This is a genomic window from Kosakonia sp. N21, assembly GCF_050587465.1.
Classification (GTDB): Bacteria; Pseudomonadota; Gammaproteobacteria; order Enterobacterales; family Enterobacteriaceae.
Genome location: NZ_JBOBHR010000006.1, coordinates 228,054 through 248,642 on the forward strand (window position 1 = coordinate 228,054; position 20,589 = coordinate 248,642).

The 20,589-nt window shown below is 55.8% G+C and carries 21 protein-coding genes and 5 tRNA genes; 19 read left to right on the plus strand and 7 right to left on the minus strand.

Annotated elements, in window-relative coordinates; all coding sequences use genetic code 11:
- Nucleotides 1–74 precede the first annotated feature (74 nt).
- Nucleotides 75–1,589: a nitric oxide reductase transcriptional regulator NorR gene (gene norR / locus ACQ3G7_RS16275; protein WP_430890588.1), complete on the plus strand. Its 1,515-nt coding sequence runs from the start codon at nt 75–77 to the stop codon at nt 1,587–1,589.
- Here the strand turns inward: norR and gutQ are convergent.
- The 7 genes from gutQ to srlA all read right to left on the minus strand — a co-directional run bounded on the left by gutQ (nt 1,586) and on the right by srlA (nt 6,527).
- Nucleotides 1,586–2,551 (minus strand): arabinose-5-phosphate isomerase GutQ, encoded by a 966-nt coding sequence (gene gutQ / locus ACQ3G7_RS16280; protein WP_430890589.1) that lies wholly within the window; start codon nt 2,549–2,551, stop codon nt 1,586–1,588. The two genes, norR and gutQ, sit on opposite strands and share 4 nt — an antisense overlap.
- Entirely contained in the window at nt 2,544–3,317 is a 774-nt protein-coding gene (gene srlR / locus ACQ3G7_RS16285; RefSeq protein WP_430890590.1) for a glucitol operon DNA-binding transcriptional repressor SrlR, read from the minus strand. Before srlR ends, gutQ begins: the two co-directional genes overlap by 8 nt.
- A 70-nt stretch (nt 3,318–3,387) precedes the next feature.
- Nucleotides 3,388–3,744: a transcriptional regulator GutM gene (gene gutM / locus ACQ3G7_RS16290; protein WP_061493451.1), complete on the minus strand. Its 357-nt coding sequence runs from the start codon at nt 3,742–3,744 to the stop codon at nt 3,388–3,390.
- A 78-nt stretch (nt 3,745–3,822) separates the two neighbouring features.
- The gene (gene srlD / locus ACQ3G7_RS16295) at nt 3,823–4,602 is read right to left on the minus strand and encodes a sorbitol-6-phosphate dehydrogenase (protein ID WP_263099586.1); all 780 of its coding nucleotides are present in this window, start codon (nt 4,600–4,602) and stop codon (nt 3,823–3,825) included.
- 17 nt (nt 4,603–4,619) lie between these two features.
- Nucleotides 4,620–4,982, minus strand: coding sequence for a PTS glucitol/sorbitol transporter subunit IIA (gene srlB / locus ACQ3G7_RS16300; protein WP_263099587.1), 363 nt, complete (start codon nt 4,980–4,982; stop codon nt 4,620–4,622).
- A 10-nt stretch (nt 4,983–4,992) separates the two neighbouring features.
- Complete coding sequence (gene srlE, locus ACQ3G7_RS16305; protein ID WP_430890591.1) at nt 4,993–5,970, minus strand: PTS glucitol/sorbitol transporter subunit IIB; 978 nt, start codon at nt 5,968–5,970, stop codon at nt 4,993–4,995.
- Entirely contained in the window at nt 5,967–6,527 is a 561-nt protein-coding gene (gene srlA / locus ACQ3G7_RS16310) for a PTS glucitol/sorbitol transporter subunit IIC (RefSeq protein ID WP_263099589.1), read from the minus strand. Before srlA ends, srlE begins: the two co-directional genes overlap by 4 nt.
- 273 nt (nt 6,528–6,800) lie before the next feature.
- On the opposite strand from srlA, the gene mltB reads away from it, so the two are divergent.
- The 18 genes from mltB to luxS all read left to right on the plus strand — a co-directional run bounded on the left by mltB (nt 6,801) and on the right by luxS (nt 20,552).
- The gene (mltB, locus tag ACQ3G7_RS16315) at nt 6,801–7,886 is read left to right on the plus strand and encodes a lytic murein transglycosylase B (RefSeq protein WP_430890592.1); all 1,086 of its coding nucleotides are present in this window, start codon (nt 6,801–6,803) and stop codon (nt 7,884–7,886) included.
- A 225-nt stretch (nt 7,887–8,111) separates the two neighbouring features.
- Nucleotides 8,112–8,786 (plus strand): metal ABC transporter ATP-binding protein, encoded by a 675-nt coding sequence (locus ACQ3G7_RS16320; RefSeq protein ID WP_430890593.1) that lies wholly within the window; start codon nt 8,112–8,114, stop codon nt 8,784–8,786.
- The gene (locus ACQ3G7_RS16325) at nt 8,783–9,646 is read left to right on the plus strand and encodes a metal ABC transporter permease (protein ID WP_430890594.1); all 864 of its coding nucleotides are present in this window, start codon (nt 8,783–8,785) and stop codon (nt 9,644–9,646) included. The genes ACQ3G7_RS16320 and ACQ3G7_RS16325 overlap by 4 nt, the downstream gene beginning before the upstream one ends.
- Nucleotides 9,647–9,658: 12 nt before the next feature.
- Complete coding sequence (locus ACQ3G7_RS16330) at nt 9,659–10,537, plus strand: metal ABC transporter substrate-binding protein (protein ID WP_430890683.1); 879 nt, start codon at nt 9,659–9,661, stop codon at nt 10,535–10,537.
- A gap of 194 nt (nt 10,538–10,731) precedes the next feature.
- On the plus strand, nt 10,732–11,229 hold the full coding sequence (gene pncC, locus ACQ3G7_RS16335; protein ID WP_263099593.1) for a nicotinamide-nucleotide amidase: 498 nt from the start codon (nt 10,732–10,734) through the stop codon (nt 11,227–11,229).
- Nucleotides 11,230–11,319: 90 nt separating this feature from the next.
- Nucleotides 11,320–12,384 carry a recombinase RecA gene (gene recA / locus ACQ3G7_RS16340; protein ID WP_263099594.1) on the plus strand — a complete coding sequence of 355 codons (1,065 nt, stop codon included), beginning with the start codon at nt 11,320–11,322 and terminating at the stop codon, nt 12,382–12,384.
- A 68-nt stretch (nt 12,385–12,452) separates the two neighbouring features.
- On the plus strand, nt 12,453–12,953 hold the full coding sequence (gene recX, locus ACQ3G7_RS16345; RefSeq protein WP_430890595.1) for a recombination regulator RecX: 501 nt from the start codon (nt 12,453–12,455) through the stop codon (nt 12,951–12,953).
- Nucleotides 12,954–13,084: 131 nt separating this feature from the next.
- Entirely contained in the window at nt 13,085–15,715 is a 2,631-nt protein-coding gene (alaS, locus tag ACQ3G7_RS16350) for an alanine--tRNA ligase (protein ID WP_430890596.1), read from the plus strand.
- A 238-nt stretch (nt 15,716–15,953) separates the two neighbouring features.
- On the plus strand, nt 15,954–16,139 hold the full coding sequence (gene csrA, locus ACQ3G7_RS16355) for a carbon storage regulator CsrA (protein ID WP_007370562.1): 186 nt from the start codon (nt 15,954–15,956) through the stop codon (nt 16,137–16,139).
- A gap of 337 nt (nt 16,140–16,476) precedes the next feature.
- Nucleotides 16,477–16,569: transfer RNA gene (locus ACQ3G7_RS16360), tRNA-Ser, on the plus strand.
- Between the two features lie 4 nt (nt 16,570–16,573).
- Nucleotides 16,574–16,650: transfer RNA gene (locus tag ACQ3G7_RS16365), tRNA-Arg, on the plus strand.
- 63 nt (nt 16,651–16,713) lie between these two features.
- A tRNA-Arg gene (locus tag ACQ3G7_RS16370) sits at nt 16,714–16,790 on the plus strand.
- A 62-nt stretch (nt 16,791–16,852) separates the two neighbouring features.
- Nucleotides 16,853–16,929: transfer RNA gene (locus ACQ3G7_RS16375), tRNA-Arg, on the plus strand.
- Between the two features lie 56 nt (nt 16,930–16,985).
- A tRNA-Arg gene (locus tag ACQ3G7_RS16380) sits at nt 16,986–17,062 on the plus strand.
- 205 nt (nt 17,063–17,267) lie between these two features.
- Nucleotides 17,268–17,834, plus strand: a complete 567-nt coding sequence (gene yqaB, locus ACQ3G7_RS16385; RefSeq protein ID WP_430890597.1) for a fructose-1-phosphate/6-phosphogluconate phosphatase — start codon at nt 17,268–17,270, stop codon at nt 17,832–17,834.
- A complete protein-coding gene (locus ACQ3G7_RS16390; protein ID WP_430890598.1) occupies nt 17,831–18,259 on the plus strand; it encodes a YqaA family protein in 429 nt (142 codons plus the stop codon). Before yqaB ends, ACQ3G7_RS16390 begins: the two co-directional genes overlap by 4 nt.
- Nucleotides 18,260–18,339: 80 nt before the next feature.
- Nucleotides 18,340–19,884, plus strand: coding sequence for a glutamate--cysteine ligase (gene gshA, locus ACQ3G7_RS16395; RefSeq protein WP_430890599.1), 1,545 nt, complete (start codon nt 18,340–18,342; stop codon nt 19,882–19,884).
- A gap of 152 nt (nt 19,885–20,036) precedes the next feature.
- Nucleotides 20,037–20,552, plus strand: a complete 516-nt coding sequence (gene luxS, locus ACQ3G7_RS16400) for an S-ribosylhomocysteine lyase (protein WP_430890600.1) — start codon at nt 20,037–20,039, stop codon at nt 20,550–20,552.
- Nucleotides 20,553–20,589 lie beyond the last annotated feature (37 nt).

Genomic DNA, 20,589 nt, shown 5'->3' on the forward strand with positions numbered 1-20,589 from the left:
ATAATAGTCATTACGACTATGATGAAAATAGTCAATATGACACTATGCATTGTCAAAAAGACAGTGAGGTAAGCATGAGTTTTTCGCTGAATGTGCTGGCGGGGATCGCCATTGAGCTACAAAGCGGTATCGGTCACGCGGATCGTTTCCAGCGGTTAATCACCACGCTGCGGCAGGTGCTGGAGTGTGACGCGTCGGCATTGTTGCGCTACCAGGCGCGGCAGTTTATCCCGCTCGCCATTGATGGACTGGCGCAGGATGTCCTGGGGCGGCGTTTTACGCTGGAAGGGCACCCGCGGCTGGAGGCCATTGCCCGCGCCGGAGACGTGGTGCGATTCCCGGCGGACAGCGATTTGCCTGATCCTTACGATGGGCTGATCCCCGGTCAGGAGAGCCTGAAGGTGCATGCCTGCGTGGGCCTGCCGTTATTTGCCGGACAGAACCTGATTGGCGCACTGACGCTGGACGGTATGGCACCGGATCAGTTCGACACCTTCAGCGATGAAGAGCTGCGGCTGATTGCGGCACTGGCAGCCGGGGCGCTGAACAATGCGCTGTTGATTGAGCAACTGGAGAGCCAGAACATGTTGCCGGGCGCGCCAGCCACTTTCGAGCAGGCGGCGCACAGCGAGATGATTGGGCTGTCGGCGGGGATTACGCAGTTAAAAAAAGAGATCGATATCGTGGCGGCCTCCGATCTCAATGTACTGATCAGCGGTGAAACCGGCACCGGTAAAGAGCTGGTGGCGAAAGCCATTCACGAAGGCTCGCCGCGTGCCGCCAGTCCGTTGATCTATCTGAACTGTGCTGCCTTGCCGGAAAGCGTGGCGGAAAGTGAGCTGTTTGGGCATGTGAAAGGGGCGTTTACCGGGGCTATCAGCAACCGTAGCGGTAAATTTGAGATGGCGGACAACGGTACGCTGTTTCTTGATGAGATTGGCGAGCTGTCGTTGTCGTTGCAGGCCAAACTGCTGCGCGTGCTGCAGTATGGCGATATTCAGCGGGTTGGCGACGATCGCAGTTTGCGCGTGGATGTGCGGGTACTGGCGGCGACTAACCGCGATCTGCGGGAAGAGGTGCTGGCCGGGCGTTTCCGCGCCGATCTGTTCCATCGACTGAGTGTTTTTCCGCTCTCTGTGCCGCCGCTGCGCGAGCGCGGAGAGGATGTGGTCCTGCTGGCGGGGTATTTTTGCGAGCAGTGCCGCCTGCGGCTGGGGCTCGGGCGCGTGGTGTTAAGCCCTGGCGCGCGGCATCATTTGTTGAGCTATCGCTGGCCAGGCAACGTGCGTGAACTGGAGCATGCGATTCACCGGGCGATTGTGCTGGCGCGCGGTACGCACAACCAGGCGGAAGTGGTGCTGGAAGCCCGCCATTTCGCGCTCAGTGAGGAGCCTGCACCGCCGGAGCCTGTGCCGGAGTCGTTGCCCGTCGGGCAGAACTTGCGTGAGGCGACAGATGATTTCCAGCGCGCGTTGATCGCCCGCGCGCTGGAGGAGCATGGCGGCAACTGGGCGGCCAGCGCGCGTGGGCTGGAGATGGACGTCGCCAACCTGCACCGGCTGGCGAAACGCCTGGGTCTGAAAGGTTAGAGAATACCGGCCTGGTAGAAGTCCTGCAGGTTGATGGCGCCCACCAGCACACCGGCATCATCCACCACGGGCGCGGCGGCGATTTTACGCTGCATCAGGCGCTCTTTGGCGTCGACGGCACGGCTGTTTGCGGCAAGGGTAATGCCGCCGCGGGTCATCGCTTCGTTGACCCCGGTGCTCAGCGCGCCACCCGCCACCAGCCAGCGACGCAGGTCGCCGTCGGTAAAGACTCCCTGCACCCGGTGTTGTTCATCGCATACCGCAACCAGACCCAAACCGGTGCGGCTCAGTTCCAGCATCGCATCCATCACGCTGGTGGTCATCTGCACGTGCGGCACCTGTTCATCTTTGCGCATTAAATGATGCACTTTGTTCAGCAGACGGGCACCCAGCGCGCCAGCAGGATGCGAACGGGCAAAGTCCTCTTCATCGAAACCTCGCGCCTGCATGACCGCCATCGCCAGTGCGTCGCCCATCATCAGAGTGGTGACGGTGCTGGAGGTGGGTGCCAGGTGCATCGGGCAGGCTTCGCGCTCAACGGAAATATCCAGCACGGCATCGGCGGCCAGCGCCAGCGGCGAGCGGGGTTTGCCGGTCATCGCCAGCAGCGCGACGGATTTCTCTTCCAGTCGCGGCAGGATCAGCTCCAGCTCTTTTGCCGAGCCGGAATAGGAGATAAACAGCATAATGTCGCGGCTTTCCACCATGCCGAGATCGCCGTGCAGCGCTTCTGCCGGGTGCACGAAAAAGGCAGGCGTGCCGGTGCTGGCAAGCGTGGCGGCGATTTTTTTACCAATGTGCCCGGACTTGCCAATGCCGGAAACGATCACTTTGCCGTTGCAGTTCAGCACGGTTTCGGCCGCGCGCACAAAATCCTCGCCCAGCCTTTCCGGCAGGCGGCTGGCTTCCTGTAACTCCAGCAGCAGGGTTTGGCGACCTGCGTTAATCAATGACTCATTCATGTTGTTCTCCGGCAATGATCACTTCGACCCCTTTCTCTTCCAGCGCGGCGCGGACGTCTGCCGGGATCCCGGCGTCGGTGATCAGTTTATCGACGCTCTCCAGGCTACAGACGACGTTGGGGCTTTTGCGGCCAAATTTAGAGGAGTCCGCCATCAGGATCACCTCGCGGGCAGCGTTGCACATGGCTTTGCTGACGGTAAAGACCTCATTGAAGGTGGTGACGCCGGCATTCAGATCGATGCCGTCCGTGCCCATAAACAGTTTGTCGAAACTGAAATGTTCAAAAGCGTTTTCCGCCAGTTGGCCGTGGAATGAGGCGGATTTTTTGCGGAAGGTGCCGCCAGGCATCAGGATGGTTTGTTCGTTATCCAGCTCTGACAGCGCGTTCACAATGTGCAGGCTGTTGGTCATGACGGTAATGTTGTTGAAGTGGCTGAGCAGCGGCACCATTTGCAGCACGGTGCTGCCCGCGTCAAGAATAATGGAGTCGCCATCGTGGATATAGGTGACGGCTGTTTCGGCAATCAGTCCCTTCTGGATGGTGTTGATCAGCGTTTTGTGATCGATAGGGGGATCGGCTTCGTCTTTATTAAGCACCACGCCGCCATAGGTGCGGATCACTGCGCCGGAATGCTCCAGCGCGACTAAATCCTTACGAATGGTCGTCCCTGTGGTGTCGAAGTGGTGTGCCAGCTCTTCAACAGAACACTTTCCCTGCTTTTGCAGATGCTCAAGAATAGCCGCCTGACGCTGACGTGGTTTCATTGGCGCTGATTTCCTGCGTTACGTTGCGAAATGATAATTTCGCAAGCTAATAGCGTTCACAACGAAATTATCAATGTTTCATTTTAAGCGCTAATAATAGAGCATTCTGACAGCCAGGATCATGGGGAAAGATCACATCAGGCTCTAATTCCTCGCGTTTTAAGCCAATTAAACGGTCGATTTTCGCCGGGCGAGCGAATACGGTGATGCCGCGCATCAATAGCGTGTCGCTGACGCGGTCCTGTTTATCAAAGGCCACCGCCAGGACAACGCGGGGTTTAAAGCGCCCACCCGAACGGCCAACGCCGACCCGCCCGCGCTGGCACAGCGCATCGAACGCGTGATTGAACTGACGAATTTGCCAGCCGCCAAGGGCAAGCTGGCTTAACCAGGCAATAACGGCTAGGGTGATCAGGGCTGAAACCATCGTGTTCTCCTTTATATCTGTGCCAGATGGTGGCTAATGCCTTATCCGGCCTGTGATAAGGCCGGATAAGGGCAATCATCAGAACATCACCTGCCCGCCGGTAACGTTAATCGATTGGCCGGTGCAGTAAGAGGCTTTGGCGCTGGCGTAAAACATCAGTACATTCAGCACATCCTGGTAGTCGCAACCGCGTTTCAGCGGCACTTTATCCACATAGAACTGCTCCACCTCTTCGGCAGGAATGCCGAGTTTGCTGGCGTATTGCGGAATAAGCGACTGGAACATAGGGGATTTCAACAGGTTGCCGAGCATCAATGCGTGCACGGTAATCCCGTACTCCGCCAGATCCAGCGCCAGCGATTGCGTTAGCCCTACGCCGCCAAATTTTGCCGCGCTATAGCCGGAGTTGTGTTTGCTGCCCACTTTGCCGGATTTCGAGTTGATCTGGATAATGCGCCCCTGAATGCCATCGCGGATCATCAGTCTGGCGAACTCGCGGGCGCACAGGAAGTAGCCCACCAGATTCACCTGCAATGAGCGGTCGAAATCGCCCAGTGAGAAGTCGCTGATAAACGCCGCTTTGGCGATACCGGCGCTGTAGACCAGCAAATCCACACGACCAAAGATCTCATCCACACCGCGTGACAGCGCCAGTACGCTCTGTTCGCTGGTGGCGTCGGCGCCAAAGCCGTAGGCCATGCCTTCGCCAAACTCGCTGTTGATCTCCTGTGCGACATTGGCCGCTTTATCACTCTGAATATCCACGACCGCGACGCGGTACCCTTCTGCGGCAAGCCCACGGCAGAGGAACGCCCCAAGGGTTTGTCCCCCACCAATGACAACGGCAACCTGTTTCATATGGTTCTCCTTACGACTTAAGCGACAAATTTCAAAATGCAACCGGGGGCGATATCGTGCGGCGTCACGCCGTCGACATGCACCGTTCCGGGGTATTCGGCCTGCGTCTGTCCATCGAAACGCAGGGTGATATGGCCCAGCTCACGCAGATTCTGCTCCGCAACGTCGCCGACGGCCGTGACCGGATAATGCTGCTCGCCGAGCATGAATTCCGCTCCCGGACGCAGCGCGCCAGACAACTCGCCGTGGTTGTGGATAAAGCAGAACTCCGCCACATCCGCAGGCGCGCCTTCACGGAAGGTAATCAGCATGTTGTCGCTGAGCGCGTCGGCTGCGCAGTCGCCGATATGGGTAATGGTGGTCTGGTAAATCACCTTCATGGAACACCTCTTATTGATAAATGAAACCCGATACGAACCAGGCAATCAGCACCGTGGGCGCACCGGTTAAAAAGCGACTGACCAGCACGGAAGGGACGCCGACGCGGACGGTGTCCTGGCGGGCTTCCGCCAGCGACAGGCCTACCGGGATAAAGTCACAAGCGGCCTGTGCGTTAATGGCGAACAGCGCGGGCAGGGCAAGATGCGGCGGAATGTGTCCCTGGCCGATTTGCACACCGATAAGCACGCCAATCACCTGTGCGATAACCGCGCCTGGGCCGAGGAACGGCGACAGCAGCGGGAAAGAGCAGATCAGCGCCAGCGTCACCAGACCGAGCGGATGGCTGGCGAGCGGCGCGAGACCGTGGGCGATCCAGTCACCCAGACCGGACGCCATAATGATGCCGATCAGCGCCGAGACGAAGGCCATAAACGGCAGGATGGTTTTCAGTACGGTATCAATGGTGTCGCGCCCGGCCTGAAACAGGACGGCGACCGCTGAACCCATGCCCATCCCCACTTTGGCCAGCAAACCGTCGCTCTGCTCGGTGATCTTTTTGCTGGTGTCATAGTCACGTTGCCGCGGCTGTTGTGGCTGCCGCGATGGCGTTGTGCTGGCGGCTTCTCCCTGCAGGAAGATATTTTCCTCTTTCACGCCAGAGACATAGATATCTTCCATGATGTACTGCGCCAGCGGCCCCGATTTGCCGGTGGCGTGAATATTGACGGTTGGGATACGGCGCTTCGGATAGATGCCGCAACGCAGCGTTCCGCCGCAGTCAATTACCGCAACACCGATCTCGGATTCCGGCGGCTCGCCCTCTTTAAAACCGTCCACGGCTTGCCAGCCCGTCAGTTGCGCCAGTTTGTCGACAATGGCCGGGCGAGTGCCTGCGGTGATATAGACGACTTTCTTGTCGGTGCTGGCATCGAGATGCAGCGGGCCGCCCCAACCGCCAGCGCCTTTTTCAATAACGATACGACTCATGATGTTGCTCCAGCGAGTTGGACGTCTTGTTCAAGTTGAATGCCCATTTTTTTCTCGAAAATGGCGGTCGTGAGATCCGTTATCCAGCCACGGAAGAAGTTGGTCACCAGACCCACCAGCAGGTAACTCACCGCCAGCGGCCCCAGCGGCAGGCCCAGCGTGGTCAGGCCGTTAGCGATGCCAAGGTAAACAAACAGTTCGCCGGGGTTGATATGCGGGAACAACCCGTTCATCGAGTGGCAGCTATACGATGCGGCGGCGTAATAGCTTGGTTTGTACTTCTCTGGCATAAAACGCCCGAGACTGAGCGTCATCGGGTTACAAAACACAAAGGTGCCGATACACGGTAAAAGCAGATAACGGGCAATCGGATTGCCCGCACAGCGTTGGGCAAATTTTTCGATACGGTGTTGGCCAATAAAATTGATGAGCGCGTTCATGATCACCAGCAGGCTTATCAGCAGCGGCAGGATACCGGTCACCATGCCGGTAAAGACCTCTCCGCCTTTCTGAAACAGCCCGATGAACCACTCGGCACCATGTGTAATGGTTTCCATTGTTCTCTCCTGTAGGGGTGTCGTTTTGTTGTTTAACCGTGCACTATCATAATCATGATGAAAGGTTGAAATGTGTTATTTGGATCTCGTTATGAAAGAAAAAATGATCATTGTGAAAGATATTGCGAGAAAGGACGGTTTTAAATGAATACGGAAGAGCAGGCGGAAAAGTGAAGTGCGATCGTGCGCGCAGGCGTTACGGCGCTTCCTTGTCGGTGGTCAGATGCTTTACCATACTTGCTCCTGGCTGAATTCGTTTAAAATGGATGTCCCATGTTGAAGCGTTGTTACGCAGCGTTGCTGCCTGCGTTTGTCGTGCTCTGTGCCTGTAGCAGTAAACCCCCTCTTGCCGAAACCCCGCAGACTGCATCGTCGCTCGCGCCGTCCGGCGGTTTTTTGCTGGCGCCGCAGCACAATGTTGTGATGACCGGAGGCGATTTCGCCAATAACCCGGCGGCGGAGCGGTTTATCGACCAGATGGTGAGCAAGCACGGTTTTGACCGCCAGCAACTGCATGAAATTATCTCGCAGGCAAAACGCCTGGATTACGTCTTACGCCTGATGGACAAGCAAGCGCCGACCACCGCCGGGCCGAGCGGACCAAACGGCGCCTGGCTGCGTTACCGCAAGCAGTTTATTACTTCGGATAACGTGCAAAACGGCGTGGCGTTCTGGAATCAATATGAAGATGCGCTGAACCGCGCATGGATGGTGTACGGCGTTCCGCCGGAGGTCATCGTCGGCATTATTGGCGTGGAAACGCGCTGGGGCAGGGTAATGGGTAAAACCCGTATTCTCGATGGCCTGGCGACGCTGGCTTTCGACTACCCGCGCCGTGCTGATTACTTTGCCAGCGAGCTGGAAACCTTCCTGCTGATGGCGCGCGACGAAAGCGATGACCCGCTTGAGTTGAAAGGCTCTTTCGCAGGCGCAATGGGTTACGGCCAGTTTATGCCATCCTCCTATAAGCAGTTTGCGGTGGATTTTAATGGCGACGGGCACATTAATCTGTGGGATCCGGTGGATGCCATTGGCAGCGTGGCCAACTACTTCAAACAGCATGGCTGGGTGAAAGGCGATCTGGTCGCTGTTCCGGCGAACGGCCAGGCGCCGGGGCTGGAGAACGGCTTTAAAACCAACTACAGCATCGGGCAACTGGCGTCTGCCGGGTTAACGCCGCAGCAGCCGCTGGGCACGCATCAGCAGGCCAGCTTGCTGCGCCTGGATGTGGGTACCGGTTATGAGTACTGGTACGGTTTGCCAAACTTCTACACCATCACCCGTTACAACCACAGCACCCACTACGCAATGGCGGTCTGGCAGCTCGGCCAGGCGGTTGCGCTGGCGCGGGTTCGCTAATTCAGCGCCCCTCCTGCGGGAGGGGACTGAAACATTTCGACGCACTCCCGTTTCGCCCACCCGTTTACTTCATTATCACTTCTGATTATTGTTACGTTATAACATATGAGGTGTGTGAATGATTCCCGTAACGTTGTTTTCCCTTTCCGGCACGACGCGGCTGCTGCTGGCGGCGGTGTTATTGCTGGTGCTCTGGCTGCTGACCTGTTGGGCGGTGGCGCTACCATGATTGAACTTGACCACCTGGTGGCCGGCTATGACAGGCAGGCGATTACCCCGGCGCTGTGCGGCCGGATAGCACGCGGCAGCATGACTGCCATTGTTGGTGCAAATGGCAGTGGAAAATCGACGCTACTGAAAACCCTGGCGGGATTTTTACCGCCTGTCAGCGGTGTGGTGCGCTGGCCGGAGCGGCGTCCTGTCATTGGCTGGCTCGCGCAGCGCCATGCGCTGGAGTCACAGTTTCCAGTGACGGTGCAGGAGGTGGTGAGCATGGGCTGCTGGCCGCGAGTTTCACTGTTTCGCGGGCTTAACCGCGCAGCGCGCAGCCGTGTGGCGCAAGGGCTTGAGCGTGTCGGGCTGACCGCAATGGCGCGGGAAACGATCGATACGCTCTCCGGCGGGCAGTTTCAGCGCATGCTGTTTGCCCGCGTTTGGGTGCAAAACGCACCGTTGGTGATGCTTGATGAGCCTTTTACCGGCATTGATGAGGCGACGTCTCAGGTACTGATGGAGCAGATTGTTGATATGCACCGCAGCGGGCAAACCCTTCTGGCGGTGCTCCACGACAGCGAGCGTGTCGCGCGTTATTTCCCGCAAACCTTGCGGCTTGGCGAACCACAACTGCAGTGGGGAGCAACGCATGCCGCGCCGCTGCAAACAGAGGTGTACAGCGCATGATCTGGCATCTCTTTTTCCAGCCTTTTATTGAATTTGGTTTTATGCGCCGCGCGCTGGTGGTGTGCCTGGCGTTATCGGTTAGCACGACGGCGTTGGGGGTTTTTCTGCTGTTGCGGCGCATGAGTCTGATGGGCGATGCATTATCACACGCGATTCTGCCCGGTGTTGCGGCGGGGTATCTGCTTAATGGCATGTCGCTGCTGGCGATGAGCGTCGGCGGGTTTATCGCCGGGATGGTCGTGGCGCTGGTGGCGGGATGGGTTAGCCGTCGTACACCGCTGAAAGAGGACGCCAGTTTCGCCGGTTTCTACCTTGGCTCACTGGCGCTCGGTGTGACGCTGGTGTCGCTGCGTGGCTCCAGCGTTGATCTGCTGCATCTGCTGTTTGGCTCGATCCTGGCGGTGGACAACGATGCCGCTCTCTTTGTGACCGGGGTTGCCAGCCTGACGCTGGTGGTGCTGGCGTTGGGTTACCGGGGGCTGGTCAGTGAGGCCTTCGATAGCGCCTTTTTACAGGTCAATGCGCCCCGTGTGCCCGGCATGTTTCACGGGCTATTTCTGGCGTTGCTGGTGCTGAACCTGGTGGCCGGATTTCAGGTGCTGGGCACCTTAATGGCGGTCGGTGTAATGATGCTGCCCGCCGTGGCGGCCCGCTGCTGGGCGCGCACGTTACCGGGATTGTTATTGCTGGCGGCGGCTATCGGCGCGGTCTGCGCCTGGCTGGGATTAAGTTTGTCCTGGAGCGCGGGCTTACCTGCCGGTCCGTCGATTGTGCTGACGGCCAGCATCATCTTCTTTTTTTCCATTTTATTCGGTACGCGCAGCGGGCTGGCTCACAGCCTGCGCGCACTTTTAACTTAGCAAGGGGAAATGATGAAACGTACAGGGGTGATACTGGCGCTCGCGTTGAGCGTAATCGCGCAGGGGGCAATGGCAAAAACCCTCAATGTGGTGACCAGCTTTTCGATTCTTGGTGACATCACGCAGCAGGTGGGCGGCGATCATGTCAAGGTGACGACGTTGGTCGGGCCGGATGGTGACCCGCACACTTTTGAACCGTCGGCGAAAGATAGCGCGTTGCTTAATAAAGCCGACGTGGTCGTGGTTAACGGCCTCGGACTGGAAGGCTGGCTGGACAGGTTGGTTAAAGCGTCTGGCTTTAAAGGCCAGCTTGTTGTGGCATCCACGGGGGTTACAACCCATACGCTGGAAGAAGATGGCGCAACGGTGACCGACCCGCATGCGTGGAACAGCGCCGCTAATGGCGCACTGTATGCGCAAAATATTCTCGCTGCGCTGGTGAAAGCCGACCCGGCTGATGAAGCGGCATTGAACGCATCCGGTCAACGCTATATTGCTGAGTTAAAACAGCTGGATAGCTGGGCGAAAGGGCGTTTTAGCGCCATTCCGCAAGCGAAGCGTAAAGTACTGACCAGTCATGACGCTTTCGGCTACTTTGCCCGTGCTTATGGCGTTGAATTTATGGCGCCGCAGGGGCTCTCTTCTGAAAGCGAGGCCAGCGCAGCGCAGGTAGCGTCTCTGATCCAACAGATCAAAGCCGATGGTGTAAAAGTGTGGTTTATGGAAAACCAGCTGGATCCGCGCCTGGTGAAACAGATTGCCAGCGCCACGGGCGCGCAACCGGGCGGTGAACTCTACCCGGAAGCGTTGAGCGTCAAAGGTGGTGTGGCGGATACCTACCAGAAAGCATTCCGCCATAATGTTGATACCATTGCGAATAGCATGAAATAACCTCGCATGGCCGGATGGCGCGCCCGGACGCCGCCATCCGGCAACGCTAACGTTCGCCGGGCCTGTGGGTTCGCGCCGCCCTCCGCATGAAGCAAATATTTCTGAAGCGTCCTCGTAAATTCGTTAACCCATCCCCATCTTTGTGCTGAAAGTGGTATCTTTTCCGCCACGATTTTTGACGCACAGGAGCCATCATGACGGACAGTGAATTAATGCAACTGAGCGAACGTGTCGGGCGGGCGCTACAGGCGCGCGGCGCTACGCTTACGACCGCCGAGTCCTGCACGGGCGGGTGGATAGCGAAAGCGATCACCGATATCGCCGGCAGCTCCGCCTGGTTTGAGCGCGGTTTTGTCACCTACAGTAATGAAGCGAAATCGCAAATGATCGGCGTGCAGGCCGCGACGCTGGACGCGCATGGGGCAGTTAGCGAGCCGGTGGTGGTGGAAATGGCGATTGGCGCGCTGAAAGCCGCGCGCGCCGATTTCGCGGTGTCGGTCAGCGGGATTGCCGGGCCGGACGGCGGCAGCGAGGCGAAACCGGTTGGCACCGTCTGGTTTGGTTTCGCCAGCGCGCGCGGAGAAGGGATCACCCGACGCGAATGCTTCCAGGGGGACCGTGAAGCGGTGCGTCGACAGGCGACGGCTTATGCGTTGCAAACCCTGTGGCAACATTTTCTACAAAACACTTGATACTGTATGACCATACAGTATAATTGCGACAACAAAACAGTAATTCACGGCGGGGCGTAACGCGCTTCACTCTGCATGACAGGAGTAATCATGGCTATCGACGAAAACAAACAAAAGGCGCTTGCAGCCGCACTGGGTCAGATCGAAAAGCAATTCGGCAAAGGCTCCATCATGCGTCTGGGTGAAGACCGTTCCATGGATGTGGAAACCATCTCTACCGGCTCGCTCTCTCTGGATATCGCACTGGGCGCTGGCGGTTTGCCGATGGGGCGTATCGTCGAAATTTACGGGCCAGAATCTTCCGGTAAAACCACCCTGACGCTGCAGGTGATTGCTGCCGCGCAGCGCGAAGGCAAAACCTGTGCGTTTATCGACGCCGAACATGCGCTGGACCCGGTTTATGCCCGCAAACTGGGCGTCGATATCGACAACCTGCTGTGTTCTCAGCCGGATACCGGTGAGCAGGCTCTGGAGATCTGTGACGCGCTGGCGCGTTCCGGTGCGGTTGACGTACTGGTGGTCGACTCCGTTGCGGCGCTGACGCCGAAAGCGGAAATCGAAGGCGAAATCGGCGACTCTCACATGGGCCTTGCGGCACGTATGATGAGCCAGGCGATGCGTAAGCTGGCGGGTAACCTGAAACAGTCCAACACGCTGCTGATCTTTATCAACCAGATCCGTATGAAAATTGGTGTGATGTTCGGTAACCCGGAAACCACCACCGGTGGTAACGCGCTGAAATTCTACGCTTCCGTGCGCCTGGATATCCGCCGTATCGGTGCGGTAAAAGAGGGTGACAACGTTATCGGTAGCGAAACCCGCGTAAAAGTGGTGAAAAACAAAATCGCCGCGCCGTTTAAACAGGCTGAGTTCCAGATCCTCTACGGTGAAGGCATTAACTTCTACGGTGAACTGGTTGATCTCGGCGTAAAAGAGAAGCTGATTGAGAAAGCGGGTGCCTGGTATAGCTATAACGGCGACAAAATCGGTCAGGGCAAAGCTAATGCAACCACCTGGCTGAAAGATAACCCGGCTGCGGCGAAAGAAATCGAGAAAAAACTGCGTGAGATCCTGCTCAGTAATCAGAGCTCCTCTGCGGAATTCTCGGTGGATGACAGCGGCGAAGGCGTTGAAGAAACCAACGAAGATTTCTGATAATCTGAACCGCAATCAAGGGCTGCTGATGCAGCCCTTTTGCTTTTCTATGACCACAGGATTTCGTCATGTCAGAGAACAGTTCCCGACGCTCTTCGATTGCACGCCTGCGCGATCGCGCGATGCGTATTCTGGCGATGCGCGACCACAGTGAACAGGAGTTTCGCCGCAAGCTAACGGCACCGGTAATGAGCAAAAATGGCCCGGAGACACTGGATACCACGCCGGAAGAGGTCGATCAGGTGGTGGCATGGTGTCTGGAGCATCACTTTCTCGACGATATGCGCTTTGTACGCCAGTTCATTGCCAGCCGCGCCCGCAAAGGTTATGGTCCGGCCCGCATCCGCCAGGAGTTAAATCAGAAAGGCATCGCCCGGCAGGTCAGTGAAAATGCGATGTATGAGTGCGACATTGACTGGGTTGCGAGCGCCCGCGAGCAGGCGTTACGTAAATATGGCGAACCGTTGCCGACCGAGTTTGTAGCGAAAGTGAAAGTGCAGCGTTTTTTACTGTATCGCGGCTTTCTGCAAGAAGATATTCAGGAAATCTGGCGAAATTTTGCCGACTGAGCGCATACGGGATTTTACTTCGCAGTAAAGAAAACTTATCTTATTCCCACTTTTTCCAGTAGCTGGTGCGTGAGCTATGCAAATAGCGGCGACCAGTTACCACATTTCGTTAGCTTGATTTCAGGATAATTATGAGCAAGAGCACCGCTGAGATCCGTCAGGCGTTTCTCGATTTTTTCCATAGCAAGGGACATCAGGTAGTTGCCAGCAGCTCCCTGGTGCCGAATAACGACCCGACTTTGCTGTTTACCAACGCCGGGATGAACCAGTTCAAGGACGTATTCCTTGGGCTCGACAAACGTAATTATTCCCGCGCTACCACTGCACAGCGTTGCGTTCGTGCAGGCGGTAAACACAATGATCTGGAAAACGTCGGTTACACCGCGCGTCATCACACCTTCTTCGAAATGCTGGGCAACTTCAGCTTCGGCGACTACTTCAAACATGATGCTATCCAGTACGCATGGGAACTGCTGACCGGTGAAAACTGGTTCAACCTGCCGAAAGAACGTCTGTGGGTGACGGTGTACGAAACAGACGATGAAGCCTACGAAATCTGGGAAAAAGAAGTGGGTATCCCGCGCGAACGTATTATTCGCATCGGCGATAATAAAGGCGCACCGTATGCGTCTGACAACTTCTGGCAGATGGGCGATACCGGCCCGTGCGGTCCGTGCACCGAGATTTTCTACGATCACGGCGATCACATTTGGGGTGGCCCTCCGGGGAGCCCGGAAGAAGACGGCGATCGCTACATTGAAATCTGGAACATTGTCTTTATGCAGTTCAACCGCCAGGCCGATGGCACCATGGAGCCGCTGCCAAAACCGTCAGTGGATACCGGTATGGGTCTGGAACGTGTTGCCGCGGTATTGCAGCATGTGAACTCCAACTACGAAATCGACCTGTTCGTGAAGTTGATTCAGGCGGTGGCGAAGGTGACTGGCGCGACGGATTTGAGCAACAAGTCGCTGCGCGTTATCGCTGACCATATCCGTTCTTGCGCATTCCTGATTGCAGACGGCGTGATCCCGTCGAACGAAAACCGTGGCTATGTGCTGCGTCGCATCATTCGTCGCGCAATCCGCCATGGCAATATGCTGGGCGCGAAGGACACCTTCTTCTATAAACTGGTTGGCCCGCTGGTTGCCGTGATGGGCTCTGCCGGTGAGGATTTGCAGCGTCAGCAGGCACAGGTTGAGCAGGTGCTGAAAACCGAAGAAGAGCAGTTTGCCCGCACGCTGGAACGCGGTCTGGCACTGCTCGATGAAGAGCTGGCGAAGCTGAAAGGCGATACGCTGGATGGCGAAACGGCCTTCCGCTTGTACGACACCTACGGCTTCCCGGTGGATCTGACAGCGGACGTGTGCCGTGAGCGCAATATCAAAGTCGATGAAGCTGGCTTTGAAGCCGCGATGGAAGAGCAGCGCCGCCGTGCGCGCGAGTCCAGCGGTTTTGGCGCAGACTACAATGCGATGATCCGCGTTGATGGTAGCTCTGAATTTAAAGGTTACGACCATCTGGAACTGAACGGCAAAGTCACGGCGCTGTTTGTTGATGGTAAACCGGTTAACGCGATTGCCGCAGGCCAGGATGCTGTTGTTGTTCTCAACGAAACGCCATTCTATGCGGAATCTGGCGGCCAGGTGGGGGATAAGGGCGAGCTGAAAGGCAACGCTTTTGCTTTCTCCGTCCAGGATACACAGAAATATGGTCAGGCAATTGGTCATATCGGTAAGCTGACTACCGGCTCACTGAAAGTGGGGGACGGTGTGAAAGCGGAAGTTGACGAAGCACGCCGTGCGCGCATCCGCCTGAACCACTCTGCCACACACCTGATGCACGCTGCGTTGCGTGAAGTCCTGGGTACGCATGTTGCGCAGAAAGGCTCGTTGGTGAATGACAAAGCGTTGCGTTTTGACTTCTCCCATTTCGAAGCCATGAAACCGGCGGAAATCCGCGCGGTGGAAGATCTGGTCAATGCGCAAATTCGCCGCAACCTGCCGATCGAAACCAACATCATGGATCTGGACGCTGCGAAAGCGAACGGTGCAATGGCGCTGTTTGGCGAGAAATATGATGAGCGCGTGCGTGTGTTGAGCATGGGCGATTTCTCCACCGAACTGTGTGGCGGTACGCATGCTTCCCGCACGGGTGATATTGGTCTGTTCCGCATTGTGTCTGAGTCCGGTACGGCGGCAGGTGTGCGTCGTATTGAAGCGGTGACCGGCGAAGGCGCTATCGCCAGCCTGCATTCGCAGAGCGATCAACTACACGACATTGCGCAGTTGCTGAAAGGCGATAGCCAGAACCTCGGCGATAAAGTACGCACCGTGATTGAGCGTACCCGTCAGCTGGAAAAAGAATTGCAGCAGCTTAAGGAACAGGCGGCCGCGCAGGAAAGCGCAAGTCTGTCCGGTAAAGCTATCGATCTCAACGGCGTGAAACTGCTGGTCAGCGAGCTGGCAGACGTCGAGCCGAAGATGCTGCGTACCATGGTGGACGATCTGAAGAATCAGTTGGGTGCTTCAGTCATTGTTCTTGCCACCGTGGCCGAAGGAAAAGTTTCTCTGATAGCGGGTGTGTCGAAGGATGTGACCGACCGTGTGAAAGCAGGGGAATTGATTGGCATGGTTGCCCAGCAGGTCGGGGGTAAAGGCGGCGGACGTCCGGATATGGCGCAAGCCGGCGGTACTGACGCGGCCGCGCTTCCAGCAGCGCTCTCCAGCGTTAAAGAGTGGGTAAGCGCTAAACTGTCATAATTACAAAGCGAAAGCAGACGCCATAACCTTGCCGTTATGGCGTTATTGCCACTACGCTAGTGATAACAAGAAAGTCAGGTTGAAGTCTTGTATATCGGCTAAACTTAGGTTTAACAGAATGTAATGCCGTGACTGCTTACACTTAGGTGTTTGTCATCGCTTACTTTTTGGCGTTATATGATGGATAATGCCGGGATACAGAGAGACCCGACTCTTTTAATCTTTCAAGGAGCAAAGAATGCTGATTCTGACTCGTCGAGTTGGTGAAACCCTCATGATTGGGGATGAGGTCACTGTGACTGTATTAGGAGTTAAAGGAAACCAGGTGCGCATTGGCGTTAACGCTCCTAAAGAAGTTTCCGTTCACCGTGAAGAGATCTACCAGCGTATCCAGGCTGAAAAATCACAGCAGTCAAATTACTGATGCAATTATCGCGTCTCGCTGTTCCCCAGCGAGACGCAACACCTCCTCCTGATTCTCCCTCTGTTTCGTTGCCTTTTTATTTCACTCGTCCCGATCTTGTCGTTACCTGCCGTTTTTTACGACTGCGTTCTTGTCGGTTTTTCTCAACGGTACGGTAGAAATTCTGCTGATAAAACATCCTTTTTGGGCTTTTTACAGGCTAATTGTCTGCGAAGTGTGCAAACGATTCAGGGGCAGGAAAAAGTGTTTGACTTATAAGTCTCAGAAAGTAATATGTGCGCCACGCAGCGACGATGAGCTCTCAACAAGTTCTTCGAAGTACTCGAAAGAGGCGTGTGGTGAGGTGGCCGAGAGGCTGAAGGCGCTCCCCTGCTAAGGGAGTATGCGGTCAAAAGCTGCATCCGGGGTTCGAATCCCCGCCTCACCGCCATTTTGCATCCGTAGCTCAGCTGGATAGAGTACTCGGCTACGAACCGAGCGGTCGGAGGTTCGAATCCTCCCGGATGCACCATCTTGCTCAGTGTGGCGAGGTAACGCGGCACTGAATCAGCGTTGTAAAGCAAGTTTTCCCGATGCATCCGTAGCTCAGCTGGATAGAGTACTCGGCTACGAACCGAGCGGTCGGAGGTTCGAATCCTCCCGGATGCACCATCTTGCTTAGTATGATGAAGTCGTAAGCACCGAATCTGCGTTGCAAATAAAGTTTTCCCGATGCATCCGTAGCTCAGCTGGATAGAGTACTCGGCTACGAACCGAGCGGTCGGAGGTTCGAATCCTCCCGGATGCACCATCTTCTGCGAGATAACAGCCAGTCTGTTTTTTCTGCATTAAAGCAGTAATCCCGATGCATCCGTAGCTCAGCTGGATAGAGTACTCGGCTACGAACCGAGCGGTCGGAGGTTCGAATCCTCCCGGATGCACCATCTTCTGTGAGACAACACCAGGTTTGTTTTCTCAGGGTTAGCGGTCCTGGCCGCAAGCACCATCCCCTCTCAAAACTATCGCCCCTTGATATCGCTACCCCATACCCGATTTCATTTTGCTCAATTTGTCTGTTATGCACTGGCAGCGACAAAAATCCCTGTTTACGCTAAAGTAATCACCTGTTATCCAGTTTGTGAGAACACGATGTACGACCGTTATGCAGGGCTGATTTTTGATATGGATGGCACCATCCTGGATACCGAACCCACTCATCGTAAGGCCTGGCGTGAAGTGCTGGCGCGTTACGGGATGCGCTTTGACGAGCAGGCAATGGTCGGGTTGAACGGTTCGCCGACCTGGCGTATTGCACAATCGATTATTGAAGCCAATCAGGGCGATCTTGATCCTCATCTTCTCGCACAAGAAAAAACGGCAGCGGTAAAAGCAATGCTGCTGGATTCTGTGCGCCCTTTACCGCTGATTGAGGTGGTAAAGGAATGGCACGGGCGTCGCCCACTGTCTGTCGGCACGGGCAGCGAAAGCGCTATCGCAGAAGCCTTACTCGCGCATCTTGGTCTACGGCACTATTTCAATGCGGTTGTTGCCGCCGATCACGTTCAACATCATAAGCCAGCAACGGATACGTTTCTGCTCTGCGCTGAGCGAATGGGCGTTGAAGCAACGCAGTGCGTGGTGTTTGAAGATGCGGATTTTGGCATTCAGGCGGCGCGAGCAGCCGGAATGGACGTCGTGGATGTTCGCTTACGGTGAGTGACGCGCTGTCGCTTTTTTCGTTGTTTGCCAGCAGCTTTCTCAGCGCCACGCTTCTGCCGGGCAATTCCGAGGTGGTGTTGGTGACCATGCTGCTTTCTCACGTCAGTCAGCCCTGGCTTCTTGTTGTAATAGCAACAATGGGTAATAGCCTTGGAGGGCTGACTAACGTTATTCTTGGGCGTTTCTTTCCGCAGCGTAAAACCTCACGCTGGCAGGAAAAAGCGACTGGCTGGCTCAAACGCTATGGCGCGGCTGCATTGCTGTTGAGCTGGGCGCCTGTTATAGGCGACTTACTGTGCCTGCTGGCGGGATGGATGCGCCTCTCGTGGGGGCCAGTACTGATTTTTCTGTGCCTTGGGAAAGCGTTGCGCTATGTGGCTGTTGCCAGCGTAACGCTGCAGGGTATGACGTGGTGGCACTAATTGGATTGAGTGAGTGACCTTTAATCGTCAACCATTACAATTATGCTTAATAAAATGATTATTACAGGCGGGAGGTCAATTTGATCCCGGACGTATCTCAGGCGTTGTCCTGGCTGGAAAAACATCCTCAGGCGCTTAAAGGCATTCAACGTGGCCTTGAGCGTGAAACGTTACGCGTTAATGCGGACGGTTCTCTGGCGACGACCAGCCATGCGGCAATGCTTGGCTCTGCATTAACCCATAAATGGATCACCACCGATTTTGCCGAAGCGCTGCTGGAGTTTATTACGCCGGTAGAGGGCGACATCGATCATATGTTAACGATCATGCGCGATATTCATCGCTACACCGCCCGCCAGATTGGCGACGAGCGTATGTGGCCGCTGAGTATGCCGTGCTATATCAAAGACGGTCAGGATATTGAGCTGGCCCAGTACGGCACCTCAAATATCGGCCGCCTGAAAACCCTCTATCGCGAAGGGCTGAAAAACCGTTATGGCGCGCTGATGCAAACCATATCTGGCGTGCATTACAACTTCTCATTGCCGATGGCATTCTGGGAAGCAAAAGGCGGCAGCACCGATAAAGAAACGGTATCGGACGGTTATTTCCGCCTGATCCGTAACTATTACCGCTTTGGTTGGGTGATCCCGTATCTGTTTGGTGCTTCTCCGGCGATTTGCTCGTCGTTCCTGCAAGGGAAACCGACCACGCTGCCGTTCGAGAAAACACCGAATGGCATGTACTATTTGCCCTATGCGACGTCTCTGCGTTTGAGCGACCTCGGTTACACCAACAAGTCGCAAAGCAACCTCGGCATCACCTTCAATAATCTGCACGATTATGTGGTGGCGCTGAAACGCGCGATTAAAACGCCTTCTGAAGAGTACGCCAAAATTGGTTTGCAGAAAGAGGGTAAGTACCTGCAAATCAATACCAATATTCTGCAGATTGAAAATGAGCTGTATGCGCCAATTCGTCCGAAACGCGTGACCCGCAGCGGTGAAACGCCGTCGGATGCGCTGCTGCGTGGCGGCATTGAGTATATCGAAGTGCGTTCGCTGGACATTAACCCGTTCACGGCGATCGGCGTCGATGAGCAACAGGTGCGCTTCCTCGATCTGTTTATGGTCTGGTGCGTGCTGGCCGATGCGCCGGAAATGAGCAGCGACGAACTGCTGTGTACGCGTAAAAACTGGAACCGCGTGATTCTGGAAGGACGCAAACCGGGCCTTACGTTGGGAATGGGCTGTGAAACCGCGCAGTTCCCGCTTGCCCAGGTCGGCAAAGACCTGTTCCTCGATCTGAAACGTGTGGCGCAGACGCTGGATGGCGTGTACGGTGGCAAAGAGTACGAAAACGTATGTGACCAGTTGGTCGCCAGCTTTGACGATCCGGAATTAACGTTCTCAGCGCGCATTTTGCGCTCTATGATCGATAATGGGATCGGTGGAACAGGTAAGGCTCTGGGCGATCAGTATCGTTCTCAGTTGCGTGAAGAGCCGCTGGAAGTGCTGCATGAGGAAGATTTTATCGCCGAATGCAAAGCGTCGCTGGTGCGTCAGCAGGAAGTGGAAGCCGGTGATACCGAGTCTTTCGACGCGCTTTTAGCGCGGCACGCCTGACAGAAAAGAAAAAGGCCACATTGCTGTGGCCAAAATTTCATCTCTGAAAATCAGGGATGATGATAACAAATGCGCGTCTTTCATATACTCAGACTCGCATGGGAAAAAAGAGTTCATTTTATTTTTAAAAAATCACTATCGGAGGTGACTAAATGCCATTGTTGGATAGCTTCACTGTCGATCATACCCGTATGGAAGCCCCTGCTGTCCGTGTTGCCAAGACCATGGACACGCCGCATGGCGACACCATCACCGTATTCGACCTGCGTTTCTGCGTGCCCAATAAAGAAGTTATGCCGGAAAAAGGCATTCATACTCTGGAGCATCTGTTTGCGGGTTTTATGCGTAACCATCTCAACGGCAATGGCGTTGAGATCATTGATATCTCCCCGATGGGCTGCCGTACGGGCTTCTACATGAGTCTTATCGGCACACCGGAAGAGCAGCGCGTTGCCGATGCGTGGAAAGCGGCAATGGCTGATGTACTGAAGGTTAAAGAACAGAATCAGATCCCGGAACTGAACGTTTACCAGTGCGGCACCTACCTGATGCACTCGCTGGAAGAAGCACAGGACATTGCGCGTCATATCCTCGATCGCGATGTTCGCGTCAACAGCAACGAAGAGCTGGCCCTGCCGAAAGAGAAACTGCAGGAGTTGCACATCTAGTCTGTGCCGCCGTGCCTGTCGTAAAGCGAACCGCCTC

Bases quoted from the DNA above. Each gene is read 5' to 3' on its own strand.
- csrA (WP_007370562.1), top strand. From the start codon at position 15,954: ATGCTGATTCTGACTCGTCGAGTTGGTGAAACCCTCATGATTGGGGAT.
- alaS (WP_430890596.1), top strand. From the start codon at position 13,085: ATGAGCAAGAGCACCGCTGAGATCCGTCAGGCGTTTCTCGATTTTTTC.
- ACQ3G7_RS16320 (WP_430890593.1), top strand. From the start codon at position 8,112: ATGATTGAACTTGACCACCTGGTGGCCGGCTATGACAGGCAGGCGATT.
- pncC (WP_263099593.1), top strand. From the start codon at position 10,732: ATGACGGACAGTGAATTAATGCAACTGAGCGAACGTGTCGGGCGGGCG.
- luxS (WP_430890600.1), top strand. From the start codon at position 20,037: ATGCCATTGTTGGATAGCTTCACTGTCGATCATACCCGTATGGAAGCC.
- yqaB (WP_430890597.1), top strand. From the start codon at position 17,268: ATGTACGACCGTTATGCAGGGCTGATTTTTGATATGGATGGCACCATC.
- srlD (WP_263099586.1), bottom strand. From the start codon at position 4,602: ATGAAACAGGTTGCCGTTGTCATTGGTGGGGGACAAACCCTTGGGGCG.
- norR (WP_430890588.1), top strand. From the start codon at position 75: ATGAGTTTTTCGCTGAATGTGCTGGCGGGGATCGCCATTGAGCTACAA.
- srlB (WP_263099587.1), bottom strand. From the start codon at position 4,982: ATGAAGGTGATTTACCAGACCACCATTACCCATATCGGCGACTGCGCA.
- ACQ3G7_RS16325 (WP_430890594.1), top strand. From the start codon at position 8,783: ATGATCTGGCATCTCTTTTTCCAGCCTTTTATTGAATTTGGTTTTATG.
- recX (WP_430890595.1), top strand. From the start codon at position 12,453: ATGTCAGAGAACAGTTCCCGACGCTCTTCGATTGCACGCCTGCGCGAT.
- srlA (WP_263099589.1), bottom strand. From the start codon at position 6,527: ATGGAAACCATTACACATGGTGCCGAGTGGTTCATCGGGCTGTTTCAG.
- gutM (WP_061493451.1), bottom strand. From the start codon at position 3,744: ATGGTTTCAGCCCTGATCACCCTAGCCGTTATTGCCTGGTTAAGCCAG.
- srlR (WP_430890590.1), bottom strand. From the start codon at position 3,317: ATGAAACCACGTCAGCGTCAGGCGGCTATTCTTGAGCATCTGCAAAAG.
- gutQ (WP_430890589.1), bottom strand. From the start codon at position 2,551: ATGAATGAGTCATTGATTAACGCAGGTCGCCAAACCCTGCTGCTGGAG.
- mltB (WP_430890592.1), top strand. From the start codon at position 6,801: ATGTTGAAGCGTTGTTACGCAGCGTTGCTGCCTGCGTTTGTCGTGCTC.
- recA (WP_263099594.1), top strand. From the start codon at position 11,320: ATGGCTATCGACGAAAACAAACAAAAGGCGCTTGCAGCCGCACTGGGT.
- srlE (WP_430890591.1), bottom strand. From the start codon at position 5,970: ATGAGTCGTATCGTTATTGAAAAAGGCGCTGGCGGTTGGGGCGGCCCG.
- ACQ3G7_RS16330 (WP_430890683.1), top strand. From the start codon at position 9,659: ATGAAACGTACAGGGGTGATACTGGCGCTCGCGTTGAGCGTAATCGCG.